This is a genomic window from Micromonospora sp. HNM0581, from assembly GCF_012726175.1.
GTDB lineage: Bacteria > Actinomycetota > Actinomycetes > Mycobacteriales > Micromonosporaceae > Micromonospora.
The window spans coordinates 57793-71286 of the sequence record NZ_JAASAD010000013.1 but is presented as its reverse complement, the minus strand read 5'-3'; the positions used below and the strand labels follow the sequence as shown (position 1 = coordinate 71286).

Genomic DNA, 13494 nt, shown 5'->3' with positions numbered 1-13494 from the left:
GCTGAGCGGAGAAATCGAGGAGGCGACGGTGGCGGCGGACGAGCGTACCCGGTACTTCCGCAGGCTGAGCAGGTTGCGTGGTTCCGCCCGGCGGTGGAGCGTCCTGGCCGGTGGCCTCGGCGGTGCCACGGCCGTGCTGACCCCGTACGCCGGTCTCGGTCTCGGTGACGCGGCCTGGGCCGCCGCGGCGGGCGCGGCCACCGCGCTGGCCGCTTGGCGCTGGGTGGACCTGCGCGTACTCGCCGCCCAGCCGGCTCCGCCGCCGCTCGACGCGGCTCAGGTGGCCGCCCGCAACCGGGCCCGCCTGGTCGCCGCCGTGGAGCGGCTTCCCGCTGGTGCCGGGGTGCTGGCCGAGGTGCGTCGGGTCCGCTCCCGGGCCGCGCTGCGCGGCACCACCGCCGCCCAGCCGTGGGAGCGTCTGGACCGGGCCGCCGCGACCATGGCGTCCATGGCGGGCCGGCTGACCGGCCTCGCCGAACCGGCCGTCGCGGAGGCCTCCGCCGCTGAACGGTCTTTACGTGACCTGGCCAGCCGGGTCGCCAGCGTCGAACATGCGGTCCGGCTCGCCCCGGTCGACGCGAAGCCGCCACTGGCCGAGGCTCACCGGGCGCTCACCGGGCAGTTGGAGAACGGTGTGACGGCGTACGAGCGACTGGTGGTGGCCGCCGCCGGTTACCTGGCGGAGGAGTACCGCCCGGAGACGGAGCATCCGGCGGCAGCCCGGCTGGCCGAGGCGACGGACCTGCTGCACGGCTTCGCTTCCGCCCTGTCCGAACTGCGTACGGTGAGCCGCCCGACGGCCACCTACTGATCCCTGGGCTGTGCCGCCACCCACCACTGTGGAGCAGGGGCGGTTGTGGGCACTGTCAACCACGACTTCCAGCGGATCATCGCCGCCGTTCTGTTTCTCGTCGCCTTCCTGGCCTACGGCTTAGCCCCGCCTGACATTGTCCTGACTTCTCCCCGGGAGGCTGTTCGCCAGGCTCGGACAGCCCGGGCCGGAACGACGGCAGGGGATGGTGTCATGCGCGGAGTTCGTGGACTGGCGGTGGCCGGGTACGCTGCGCCTGCATCGCGAGCCGGTCCACCTGGGGGACGTGTTGGCCCAGGTGGTGGACGCCCACCTCGGCGCGGCACAGGGCACCGGTGTGCGGCTGACGCTCGACGTCCGCGACGACCCGGTGCTTCCCGGCGACGCCGTGCGGTTGCGTCAGCTCGTCGGCAACCTGGTCGCCAGCGCGATCCGGCACACCCCGACCGGCGGTTCGGTGACGGCCGGCGCGACCGGTACGACGATCACCGTGCGGGACACCGGTGCAGGCATCGCCGCTGAGCATCTGCCGAGGGTCTTCGACCGGTTCTGGCGGGCCGATGCGTCCCGTAGCCGGAGCACCGGTGGCAGCGGGCTGGGGCTGGCCATCGCCCGCCAGTTGGCGCTGGCACACGACGGCACCATAGAGGTGGCCAGCGAACCCGGCCGGGGGGCACTGTTCACCGTACGGCTGGGCGACGAGACGATCGATCAGGTTGGTGTGGTGACCGGGATCGGACCGGTGAACGGGGAGGATCCGACCACGTTGAACGAGCGCACCCGGTAGTGGTAGGTGACACCTCGGGCCAGGCCGGTGTTGGTGAAGCCCCGACCGGTGACGGTGAACGTGGCCACCTCCCGGGTGAACGTCGGGTCCAGGGCCCGTTCCACGGTGAAGCCGCCGCCCTGTCCGGTGGGCGGGCTGACGGACCAGCCGAGTACGACGGTGGCGGTGTCCGGGCCAGGCGCGGTGGCGGCCACGCTCACCGAGGTCGGTGTACCTGGCGTCGGCGGGGTGGTCACCGTCGCCACGGTGGACCAGGGCGAGGCGGCGCCCAGGTAGGTGGTGCGTACCCGGTAGTAGTAGGTGGTGTCGGGTGCGACCGCCGGGTCCAGGTGGTTGTCGCCGACGCTGATCGCGGTGGTGCCGGGCCCGCTGGTGAAGGTCGGGTTGGTGGCGCGCTGCACGTCGATGCCGGTGGCGAAGGAACTGTTGGTCCACCGCAGCGCCACCCGTAGCGGCGTGACGGGTGGGATGGCAGCGGTCAGCTTGGCCGGCGCGGTCAGCTGCACCGACGCGGGAACGCTGTTCGACCAGGTGGAACAGCTGGCGGCGTTCTCGGCGCGGATGCGGTAGTGGTAGGTGATCCCGGGGGTGACGGTGGCGTCGGTGTAGCGGGTCGCGGTGGCCGCCACGGTGATCGTGGTCAGCCCGTTGGCGAAGGTCGCGTCGGTGGCGCGTTGCAGCAGGTGGCTGGTGGCCGGCGGGCGGCTGCCATTGCCGGTCCAGGCGAGGGCGATCGCCGGCAGGGCGGTCGCTGAGCCGGGGACCGGCGCGGCGGTGAGCCCGGTGGGTGCCAGGGGCGAGACCCGAATCACCAGCGGCCGGCTCATACCCTGGTCCCGATGGCCGCCCGCCGCGCTGCCCCAGCGGAACTCCCAGCCCAGATTGACCGGTTGGTTGACGACTGAGGCGGGTTGACCGTCGACGGGGCTGATCGGGGCGGTGTCGAGCCGGGCGCCCGCCGGTCGGGTCGGGTCGAGCAGTCGTACGCTGTCTCCGATCTTGAATGGTAGGGCGGGTGCCTCGGGGCGCAGCGCGAGCAGCACGTCCTCACCGGGATCGACGCGGATCACCTGTTTCCAGCCGAGTTCACCGGGGTGCGGCGGCCTGATCGTGCCGTCCCGGCCGACCCGGCCGATCACCTGAACGTCCAGGCCGTCGAAGCGCACCGGATGGCTCTGCCGCCCGCAGCCGCGTACCCGCCAGAGCTGGCTGCCGTCGCCCGGTGTGCCGACGGCCAGGGCCGGGTCGCTGGCGTACAGTACCTCGGTCGCCGGTCCGGTCGGGCCGAGCGGCAGGGTGACCGGCCCGGTTGGTCCGCCGGACGGGTGCGCCACACCGAGGCGGCCGGTGAGCCGGCCGTACTCGGGCTCGAAGACCTGGCACACGGACCTCACGGTCAGCGGCAGGTGCACCGGTGAGCCACCGGGCGGAGTGAACTCGACGGTGGTGGCATGGACCGGGATCCGGGTCGCCGCGCTCGTGGTGCCGAAGCAGGCATCGTAGGCGGGTTGCGGCACGACCGGAGGGCGTTGGCTGGCCGCGTACGCGCCGGGCAGGCGGTCCCGTAGCCGGTCGATGTCGTACGGTGTCGTCGGCTCGCCGGTCACCCGTAGCTGCATCAACGTACGAGTGTTCGGGCCGTACCCGGGCACGGTCGATGGGGCGCCGCCCTCGGCGGTGCGGTCCGGGCCGCCGGTGTGGTGGTCGTAGCGGCCGTCGAAGCAGGGCAGCGGGGCGGGGCAGTCGTTGTAGAGGATCAGGGTGCTGCCGGGTTGCACGGTGGCGAGGTCCACGAGCACGTCGGCCCGCTCGCCGGGGGCCAGTAGCAGGGCGTGGCGGTCGACGTTGAGCACTGTCGGGTCGCGTCGGTCGTAGCGGAAGCCGATCGGCCGGTTCGGCACGACCACGGGCGCCGGCAGCAGGCCGCTCTCGTTGCCGATTCGGATCATCTCCGGGCCGGCCGCCGCCGGGTCCGGTACGCCGCCGGGCCTGCCGTCGGTGGGCCAGCCGGCCGGTCGGTCCGGGGCGCGTACCGCGTCGACCATCGGCACCTCACCGGCGGCAGGATCGGCGACGGTGCCCTCCGCTGTCCACATCGGCGCGTTCGAGGCGGCCCGGTACAGCTGGAGGTTGAGCCAGCGGTCGGTGCAGGCATTGAGGATGCGCCACCGGTAGACCCTCGGCTGCACCTGCAGGTACGGGTAGGCGGCACCGTTGACCAGGACCGTGTCGCCGTACGTGGCGGGGACGGCGCTCGGGTGCGGCACGCCGGGTGCCTCCGGAGGCTCGTCGGGGTCGGTGACGGGGTCGTGGTGCGGGTTGGGCACGGCTGCGGCGGGGGCGTCGGGGTCGGCTGCGGCCGTACGCGACCACGGCCCGTAGTCCCACCGGCCGGTCGGGTTGCTCCCGTCGCGGCGGTACGGGTTCTGGCGGGGCTGGTAGACGTGCGGGTGCCAGAGGGAACCCCGGGCGCCCCACCGGTCCCGGTCCCAGGTCGGGTCCTGGGCGGCGAGTTGGGCGTCGTCCGGCACGAACGTCTTGTCCTCGAAGACCAGCGGTAGCTGGTCGGCGGGTAACGTCCCGTCGTCGATCAACCGTTCCTGCGCGTCATCGGTGAGCAGGTAGAGCGCGAGCTGGCCGGAGTAGGTGGTCAGCCGGGACAGCCCGACGGTGTTGTCGTGGAACCAGAGCAGGCGACCGCTCTGGTCGTTCGGGTAGTAGCGGGTGGTGGCGCCCTGGCCCGGGTGGGTCATGTCCGGCACGTGGGTGAGGCCGGTGCCGGTGGGATAGGGAGTGATCTCGCCGGCCGGAGTGAACCACTGCCATGGGTTTCCGGCGCTGATCCAGCCGGTGAGCGCACCGCAGAGATGCGGCACGGCCCGGTTCTGCGGGTAGGGCGCCGGGCCGTCGAGGGGCCCGGAGCCGGCGCCGGGCACGGTCGGGTCGACCGGTAGGAAGAGGTCGCCGGTGGGCAGCTGGTTGATGAACTTGATCCGTACCGGTCGGCCGCGTCGGGCGAGCACGACCGGACCGAGATGCCAGGGGCGCGGAGGCGGGACGATGGTGTTGTGCCCGTCGGGGTTGGTGCCCAGGTTGAGCTGACGGTAGCCGCGCAGCCGGGTCGCCGGTAGGTCCCGGTGCAGCCGTTGGGTGTATTCCTGCAACCCGATCTCGTAGTAGTCGCAGCCGGGATAGGTGATGGTGTCGGGCACGGCGACCGGCAGGTGGGGGCCGGGCGGATCATCCCCCAGCAGGTCGAGGCCGGGCAGCGGGTCGACGAACCTGCGCAACCCGGTGCCCGGTACCACCTGCCCGTCCTCGTCGTGGACCGGCAGCGGACTGTAGGCGTGGTTCGGCACCGGCCCGAAGCAGCGGGGGGGCGCTGCCGGGTCGAGAGTGGCCGGCCCTGGGCGGGGCGATCCGGGCGGTGCCGCCTGCGAAGGCGGCACCGGGTTCCGGGTCGGTACGTCCGGGCCGGTGCCGTGGGCGTCGGACCCCGCCGGAGGATCGGCGTCGGGATCGGAGCCCGTGTCGTTCTGCTGGTTCGGGGCGGACCGGGCACCGGGGACGGCGTTCGGCGTGCCCGACGCGGTACGGTCCAGCCAGGTCGACCGGAGTCTGCGGAACACGGCCATGGCTCTCCCGGTGATCGGGGCGCGGCGGCCACCACCCCGACGTGGCGGCGCGGACGCGCGTGCTGACGTTCCGTGATCCCTCAACCGCAGCATGCGATGCGCGGTGGCCGGTTAGGAAGTCCCCTTTCGGGCGAATCTCCCGAGCTGCCGGCGTGTCGCCGCCGCCACTCCGCGCCGGTCTGGACGCCGGCCGTCCACCGGTTCCGCACTGTCCGGTCCGTCGGGTGGAAGATGCGTTGGGCTCAGGCCAGGGCACCCGGCTGGCAGCTGGGGCACCAGTAGGTGACCCGGTCACCCAGTTCCTCCTTGCGGATGGCGGTGCCGCAGCGCCGGCACGGCTGCGCCCGGCGCCCGTACACGTAGCTCGTCCGTCCGCGTGCCAGCGAGCCCGTGGTGCTCTGTGTCCAGCGACCGCGGTTCGCGGCCAGCAACTTCTGCGCCAGGGTGACCAGGCCGGTGAGGTCGGTTACCTCCCGCACGGGGGTGCGGGGGTGCAGACCGCGCAGGAACAGCACCTCGCACTTGTAGAGGTTGCCGACTCCGGCCAGGATGCGCTGGTCGAGCAGGGCCACCCCGACGGCGGTGTCCGGGCGGGCGCCGAGCCGACGGACCGCCTCGGCCGGATCCCAGTCGGCACCGAGCAGGTCGGGGCCGAGGTGGCCGACGAGCCGCTCCTCGTCGGCGGTGGGCACCAGCGCCAGCTCGTGGAGGTGATAACCGACCGCGGTGGCGGCCGGGGTGCGCAGCACCACCCGGATCAGGTGCGCCGGCCGGGCCGTCCACCGCTGTCCGGGGGGGTACGTCCGCCAGGTGCCGTCCATCCGCAGGTGTGAGTGCAGCGTCCAGCGTGACTCGCCGGTGCCGGTGGGGGCGCCCAGCCGGAGCAGCAGGTGTTTGCCCCGGCTGGCGCTGTCGCGTACCGACCAGCCGGTCAGGTCGGCGGCGGCGAGCGTGGGGACCCGGAAATCGCTGCCGGTCAGTCGGGTGCCGACCAACGCGCGTTCCAGGACGCGGGCGGTGTTCCAGACGGTGTCACCTTCGGGCACGGCACCATTCTCCCTCACCCGAGCGCATTTCACATGTATCGCTATTTGTACGGTGCTTCTATTCGATCTACGGATATAGGCACTATCGGGGAGTTCTGAGGAGAATGCCGATGATTCATCCCCGCACTGCCGTCCTGGCCGTCCTCCTGGCCACCGCCCTCGTCGTCGCCATCCATCCGCACTCCGCCTCCTCGGCCGGTCGAGCCGACAGGTGGAGCGCCAACCTGTCGGCCGTCGACGCCGACGACGTCAACGTGCGGTACACCCGTGCGGGCCTGCGACTGGCCGACGCCCGGCCGCCCGGGGTACCCGCCCGGCGTAGTGCCGTCGCCGAGGGCATGCTGGTGACCACACCACGTACCCTCAGCCGCCCCGCCACCCGGGTCCGCGCCCAGGCCACCATCGTCGCCCGGCCAGGTGCCACCGCGGCCGTACACATCCGCGGCTGGCGGACAGCCGGCTGGACCGAGTGGCGCGACGCCGCACCGGCGGCCGTTTTCGACCGGCCGGTCAGCCGGGTGCAGGCGCGGGTGGTGCTCACCGGCAGCCCCGCCGGCGCCAGCACCGAGGTCCGCACCGTCCGGCTCACCGCCGACACCGGCGTCGCCGTCGCCGCCGCCACCCCCGGCCTCACCTACCGGGTGTACGCGACCCGGATCGGGCTCGTCGGCGAAGTGACCGCGAACGGGCACACGGTCCGGGCCCGGGACCATTTCGTCGCGTTGCCGTCCCGTCGGGGACTGTCGCCACGTGGCACCGGCGACTACACGGTGCGGGTCTGCACCGTCACCGGCAGCCGCTGCGAGTACGCCCCGGTCTGGGACGTCGGCCCGTGGAACACCCGCGACGACTACTGGAACCTCAGCGCGGTGCGGGAGAACTGGAAGGCGTTGCCGCAGGGCAGGCCGCAGGCGCAGGCGGCCTACCAGAACGGTTACAACAGTGGGCGGGACCAGTTCGGTCGGGTGGTGCTCAACCCGGCCGGCATCGACCTCGCCGACGGCACGTTCTGGGACGGGTTGCAACTGCCCACGAACTCCTGGGTCGACGTGGCCTACCTGTGGACCGGCACCGGTCCCCGGGGGGTGGTCGGTGACGGGCCGTTGACCGTCCGGGCCGGCCCCGGCACCGGATACCAGCCCCGCGGACTGGCCGCCCAGTACGCCAACGTGCCGATCCAGTGCTACGTGACCGGGCAGACGATAGCCGGCCCGTACCGTACGACGAACCGGTGGAACCGCCTGGCCGGTGGGCAGTTCGTCAGCCACGCGTACATCTCGACGGTCTGGGGCGGGTCGGTGCCGCTCTGCTGAGCGCGCCACCCCGAGCCGGGTCGGTGTCCTCCCACACCGGCCCGGCTCACCGGGCACGTGGGCGCCGGTGCCGACCGACTCAGGGCATCTCCTCCGGCCTCGGCGCACGCACCAGCTCCTGGTACCGAGGGTGGCAGGCACCGTAGACGGCGAAGTTGAGGCGGGCGTGTGACAGGCTCAGATCCCCGTTCGCCCCGCCGCGTTCGACGTCCGCGTCGGCGTCACCCTGACCGTCATCTGTCCAGAAGCAGACCGGGCAGGTGCCACCGCCGGTCCGGTACGCGCAGCAGGGACAGGCGGCGGGAACCCAGCGATCATCCACCTTGACAGCTTTCCACAGTAGACTTTTCATCCGTGTTGCCCGGGAGCATTCCCCACGACGCGGCAACCCCCGACCCGCAGCAGCGTACCCGGGACCAACCCGAGCAGTTCGGCGGCGTGTCACCGTCAACACCTCGGCGACGAACCCGTCCGACAGCCGGCGCACCAGCGGTTCGGGTAGCCACCCCGGTCCGCGAGGTCCACCGCTCCGATGTGATGCCCGATAGTTGACAGCATGGTCGACCGACCGGCCACTGCCGGACACGGTCCCGGTTGGACAGACTGCGTGGGTGAATCACCGGATGTTGCCAGCCGCCGTTCTGCTCGTGGTCACCGGCGCCCTCACCGCCTGCGGTGCGGGCGAGGACACGTCGCCCGCAGCGGCGCCGACCCCGACCGTCGACGTTCCGTCGACCGACCCAGCCCCACCGGACGGTGCGGCGCTCACGGGTACGCCTTCCGGCGGGGCGAGCCAGACCGCTCCTGTCGGCACCGACCCGGGAAGCGCCGTCCCGCCGACTTCCGGACCGACCGCCGGGGGTGTCACCGAGCGGCGCCCCCCGAGCCCACCGCCGGTGGTGCTGCCACCCCGCCAAGCCGGCGAGCCGACCGGCCGGGAGGTCGTGGCGGCGTTCCGGGCGGCCGGGCTCAAGGCCGCGAACGTCCGGGACCGGTCCGTCGAATGTGGGCCGGACGGGTTGGGACTGGGCTGCTCGGAACTCGTGGTGACCGACAACGTGGCCGTGTACGTCTTTCCTGACGAGAGCAGCGCCGGTGACCTCGCCGAGCGGTGGAGCGGAGCCGCCTACCGCAGCGGCACCGTGGTGCTGAACTACCTGGAGGCGCCGACCCCACCCGCCGACCGGCCGCGCTACGAGAAGGTCCTCGACACGCTCCGCTGAACACCGCAGCAGTCACGACCCGCCTCGTCGACCAGGTCAGGCGGGTCGGCGACCATCGACCCCGACCGTGGACGTCAGGCGCGCAGACGAAGGCCGCGAGGGGTGGTGCGGAAGCCGGCGGCGGTGAGCGCGTCGCGTAGCGGCGACGAGCGTACCGACTCACCGTCGGCGCGTTCCACCGAGATCGGGCCCAGCGCACCGGCGTGGACGGTGTCGGCAAGCGCCTTGCCGGCCGCGCCCAACGCGTCGACATCGTCGGTGAAGGAGAGCAACGTCCGTCCACCCCGCTCCACGTAGAGCACCAAAGCACCCTCCACCAGCACGACCAACGCTCCCGCCTTACGGCCCGCCCGGTGCCCGCTCGTCGGTGGCGACGTCACGTCACCGGAGTCGATGGCCCGCTCCGGCCAGGGCAGCGCCGCGCCGTACGGGTTGGCCGGGTCGGTGGCGGCCAACACCATCGTGGTCCCGCCGCGGGGCTGGCCACCGTCGAGTGGATCGGCGCCCGCGCGGATCCGGTCCACCGCGCCGGGCACCGCGAACTGGGCCGCGCCCAAGCCGTCGACGAAGTACCCACGCCGGGCTGCGCCGCGCTCCTCGAGCGCGGCCAACACCGGGTAGACGGCAGCGAAGCCGCCCACCACCTGCTCGGCCACGACCGCGCCCCGGGTCAGCACACCGTGGCGTTCCAGGAGGACGTCGGCGAGCGCGGCGGCGCGGCGGGTCGGATCGGTGTCCCGTTCCGGCAGCCGGGACCAGCGCCCGGCCACCGTCGGCGGTCCACCGCGACTCGGCAGCGCCACCCGTCCCGGGCGGCGGTAACGGCCGCGGGCAGCGGTCGGGCGGGCACGGTGCGCACCGCCGGCACCGAGGACCGCCCGTAACGGTGCCAGGGTGTCGTTGCTCAGCTGACCGGCCCAGACGAGGTCCCAGATGACGGCGGTCAGCTCCGCGTCGTCGGTGACGCGGACCCGGTCGGCCAGAGGTCGGAAGAACAGCGCCTGCCCGTCGTCGAGGGCGTCCAGCACCGCGTCGTGCAGCGGCGTACGGGCGACAGACTCGTCCGGCGGCGGGAGCAGCAGTGCGGCCGAGTCGGCGTACGCCAGCGCGACCCAGCCGTCCCCACCGGAGATTGCCCCCGCCCCGGCCCACAGCACCTCGCCACTGGCGCACAGTTCATCGAGTTGGGCGGGGGAGTAGTCGGCGACCCGGGCGGGCAGCACCAGCCGCTCCAGCGCCGACGCGGGCACCGAGGTGCCCTGCAACTGCTCGACGGCCGCCGCCACCGCCTCGACACCGCGCGCCGAGGAGCCCACCTGTTGCCAGCGGGGCAGGAAGGTGGCCAGGGCCCGGGGCGGTACCGGTTCGATCTCCCGGCGCAGCGCGGCCAGGGAGCGACGACGCAGCAGCCGCAGCACCTCCGCGTCACACCACTGGGTGCCGGCCGTGTCGGCAGTGAACTCACCGGACACCACCCGGCCGGTGGCAGCCAGCCGGCGCAGCGCCTGCTCGACGACGAAGACCCCGAGCCCGAACCGGGTCGCGCAGGTGGCTGCGGTGAACGGGGCGTGGGTGCGGGCGTACCGGGCCACCAGGTCACCGAGCGGGTCGGCAACCGGTTCGAGGTACGCCTCGGCGACACCGACGGGTAGGGCCACGCCGAGGGCGTCGCGTAGTCGGGCGGCGTCCTCGACACCCACCCAGCGTTCCTGGCCGGCGATGCGGACCCGCAGCACCCGGCGGGCTGCGGCCAACTCGGTCAGCCACGCCTGCGGCGCCGCGCGCCCGGCCAACTCTCCGGTACTCAGGTCGCCGAGCTGCCGCAGCATCTCGACCACGTCCTCGGCATCGCGGGCACGGCGCTGCTCGGTGAGCCACCGTAGCTGCCGTTCGGTCTCGGTGAGCACCGCCGGATCGAGCAGCTCCCGCAGGTCGACCCGGCCGAGCAGTTCACCCAGCAGGGCCGAGTCAAGGGTGAGTGCTGCGGCCCGGCGTTCGGCGAGCGGGGCGTCCCCCTCGTAGAGGAAGGCACCGACGTAGCCGAAGAGCAGCGAGCGGGCGAACGGGGACGGCCGGGCGCTCTCCACCTCGACCAGTCGTACCCGGCGGCCGGCCAGGTCACGCATCACCTGGACCAGGGCGGGCAGGTCGAAGACGTCCTGTAGGCACTCACGCGCCGCCTCCAGGGTGACCGGGAAGTCGGCGTACTCGCGGGCCACGTCGAGTAGTTGGGCGGCACGCTGCCGTTGTTGCCAGAGCGGCTGGCGGCGGCGCGGATCCCGACGGGGCAGCAACAGCGAGCGGGCTGCGCACTCCCGGAAACGGGCGGCGAACAGCGTCGAGGTGCCCACCGACTCCTCCACCAACTGGGTGATCTCCTCCGGATCGAAGGCCACCACGTCGGCGCCGGGCGGCGTGTCGGCGGTGTCCGGCAGCCGGACCACGATCCCGTCGTCGGCGGGCATCACCTGGGCGTCCACCCCGTAGCGCTCGGAGAGTCGGCGTCCGATGGCCAGGGCCCAGGGTGCGTTGACCCGGGCGCCCAGGACGCTGTGCACGGCCAGCCGCCAGTCGCCCAGTTCGTCGCGGAAGCGTTCGACGACCACCGTCCGGTCGTCCGGCAGGGCCCGGGTCGCCGCCCGCTGCTCGTGCAGGTAGGTGAGGAGGTTTCCGGCGGCCCAGTCGTCCAACCCGGTGACCCGCAGCGCGGCCCTGGCCGTCTCGGCGTCCTGCCGGATCAGGGCCCGTATCCGGGCGCCGATCGCCCGACCCAGCTCCACCGGCCGGCCCGGCTGGTCCCCCTTCCAGAACGGCATCTTCGCAGCCTGCCCCGGTGCGGGGGAGACGAGCACCCGGTCGGGCGTGATGTCCTCGATCCGCCAGGACGAGGAACCGAGCAGGAAGACGTCACCGACGCGGGACTCGTAGACCATCTCTTCGTCCAGCTCACCGACCCGGGCGGCCCGTTCCGCGCCGGCAAGGAAGACACCGAACAGGCCCCGGTCGGGGATGGTGCCGCCACTGGTCACCGCGAGCCGTTGGGCTCCGGGACGGCCGATCAGTACGTCGGTGGCGCGGTCCCACACCAGTCGGGGCCGAAGCTCGGCGAAAGCGGTCGACGGGTAGCGGCCGGAGAGCATGTCGAGCACGGCGTGTAGCGCGGAGTCCGGCAGCTCGGCGAAGGGCGCCGCCCGACGAACCACGGTGGCCAGGTCGCCGACCCGCCACTGGTCGAGCGCGACCATCGCGACGACCTGTTGGGCGAGCACGTCGAGCGGGTTGCGGGGGTGGTGCAGTTCCTCGATCGCGGCCTCGCCCATCCGCTCGGCGACCACGGCGCAGGAGAGCAGGTCACCGCGGTGTTTGGGCAGCACCACCCCACGCGACACCGCGCCGACCTGGTGCCCGGCCCGTCCGATCCGCTGCAGGCCGGCGGCCACGCTCGGCGGTGCCTCGATCTGCACGACCAGGTCGACGGCGCCCATGTCGATGCCGAGTTCGAGACTCGACGTGGCGACCACGGCCGGCAACCGCCCCGCCTTCAGCGCCTCCTCGATCTGTCGGCGCTCCTCCCGGGAGACGCTTCCGTGGTGCGCCCGGGCGATCACCGGCGGGGCGCCGGCCACCGCGCCGGCCTGGGCCATCATCTGGGCCGGCTGCCGGGTCGCCGGACCGTCAACGGGCGGTGCCGACCCGGCTGCCCCGTCGACGGCCAGTTCGTTGAGCCGGGCGCAGAGGCGTTCGGCGCTGCGCCGGGAGTTGGTGAAGACGATCGTCGAGCGGTGTGCCCGGATCAGGGCGAGGACCCGTTCTTCCACGGCTGGCCAGATGGACGCCGTTCGTGGACCGGCGAGGTCGTCCTCCGGCGTCGCCGGCTCGTCGAGACGGGTCATGTCCTCCACCGGCACCTGGACGCTGACCTCGATCGTCTTGGCGGTCGGCGGGGCGACGACCTCGACCGGGCGGGTGCCACCGAGAAATCGGGCGCACTCGTCGAGCGGCCGGACCGTGGCGGAGAGCCCGATGCGCTGCGCCGGGGCGGGCAGCAACTCGTCGAGCCGCTCCAGGGAGAGCGCCAGGTGGGCGCCGCGCTTGGTGCCGGCGACCGCGTGTACCTCGTCGACGATCACGGTTTCGACGCCCCGTAGCGAGTCCCGCGCCGCCGAGGTGAGCAGCAGGAACAGTGACTCCGGCGTGGTGATCAGGATGTCCGGCGGGGTACGGGCGAAGGCCCGTCGCTCGTCGGCGGGGGTGTCGCCGGTACGCATCCCGACGGTGATTTCCGGCGGGGGCAGGGCGAGACGGGCGGCCGCCTGCCGGATGCCGGTCAGCGGGGCGCGGAGGTTACGTTCGACGTCCACCGCGAGTGCCTTGAGCGGGCTGACGTAGAGCACGCGGCAGCGCCGCCGGGGTTCGGCCGGGGCGGTCTCCCGGGACAGCCGGTCGAGTGACCACAGAAACGCGGCGAGGGTCTTGCCGGAGCCGGTGGGCGCCACGACCAGGGCGTGTCGGCCGGCGGCGACCGCTTTCCAGGCGCCGGTCTGCGCCGTGGTGGGCGCGGCGAACGCGGCACCGAACCATTCCCGGGTGGCCGGGCCGAACTGGGAGAGCACCTGTTCGGCGGGGATCGTGCTGGAGTTCGCCACGGACCCATCCTGCCCCCGGGGGCCGACGTTCGC

The 13494-nt window shown here is 73.2% G+C and carries 8 protein-coding genes; 4 read left to right on the top strand and 4 right to left on the bottom strand.

Annotated elements, in window-relative coordinates; genetic code table 11:
• The first annotated feature begins 28 nt into the window (after nucleotides 1-28).
• On the top strand, nucleotides 29-811 hold the full coding sequence (locus HCA58_RS16485; RefSeq protein ID WP_169598730.1) for a hypothetical protein: 783 nt from the start codon (nucleotides 29-31) through the stop codon (nucleotides 809-811).
• 205 nt (nucleotides 812-1016) lie between these two features.
• A complete protein-coding gene (locus tag HCA58_RS16480; RefSeq protein WP_169598729.1) occupies nucleotides 1017-1598 on the top strand; it encodes a HAMP domain-containing sensor histidine kinase in 582 nt (193 codons plus the stop codon).
• On the opposite strand, the gene HCA58_RS16475 is transcribed toward HCA58_RS16480, so the two are convergent.
• Nucleotides 1523-5233 (bottom strand): hypothetical protein, encoded by a 3711-nt coding sequence (locus tag HCA58_RS16475; RefSeq protein WP_169598728.1) that lies wholly within the window; start codon nucleotides 5231-5233, stop codon nucleotides 1523-1525. The two genes, HCA58_RS16480 and HCA58_RS16475, sit on opposite strands and share 76 nt — an antisense overlap.
• A 242-nt stretch (nucleotides 5234-5475) precedes the next feature.
• Entirely contained in the window at nucleotides 5476-6279 is an 804-nt protein-coding gene (locus HCA58_RS16470; RefSeq protein WP_169598727.1) for an Fpg/Nei family DNA glycosylase, read from the bottom strand.
• A gap of 110 nt (nucleotides 6280-6389) precedes the next feature.
• On the opposite strand from HCA58_RS16470, the gene HCA58_RS16465 reads away from it, so the two are divergent.
• Entirely contained in the window at nucleotides 6390-7592 is a 1203-nt protein-coding gene (locus HCA58_RS16465; RefSeq protein WP_169598726.1) for a hypothetical protein, read from the top strand.
• A 79-nt stretch (nucleotides 7593-7671) separates the two neighbouring features.
• Here HCA58_RS16465 and HCA58_RS16460 read toward each other — a convergent pair whose 3' ends face one another.
• Nucleotides 7672-7914, bottom strand: coding sequence for a CPCC family cysteine-rich protein (locus HCA58_RS16460; protein ID WP_169598725.1), 243 nt, complete (start codon nucleotides 7912-7914; stop codon nucleotides 7672-7674).
• Nucleotides 7915-8203: 289 nt separating this feature from the next.
• Between HCA58_RS16460 and HCA58_RS16455 the strand changes: the two genes are divergently transcribed.
• The gene (locus tag HCA58_RS16455) at nucleotides 8204-8815 is read left to right on the top strand and encodes a hypothetical protein (protein WP_169598724.1); all 612 of its coding nucleotides are present in this window, start codon (nucleotides 8204-8206) and stop codon (nucleotides 8813-8815) included.
• A gap of 74 nt (nucleotides 8816-8889) precedes the next feature.
• On the opposite strand, the gene HCA58_RS16450 is transcribed toward HCA58_RS16455, so the two are convergent.
• Nucleotides 8890-13461, bottom strand: a complete 4572-nt coding sequence (locus HCA58_RS16450) for an ATP-dependent helicase (RefSeq protein ID WP_346776010.1) — start codon at nucleotides 13459-13461, stop codon at nucleotides 8890-8892.
• Nucleotides 13462-13494: the final 33 nt, after the last annotated feature.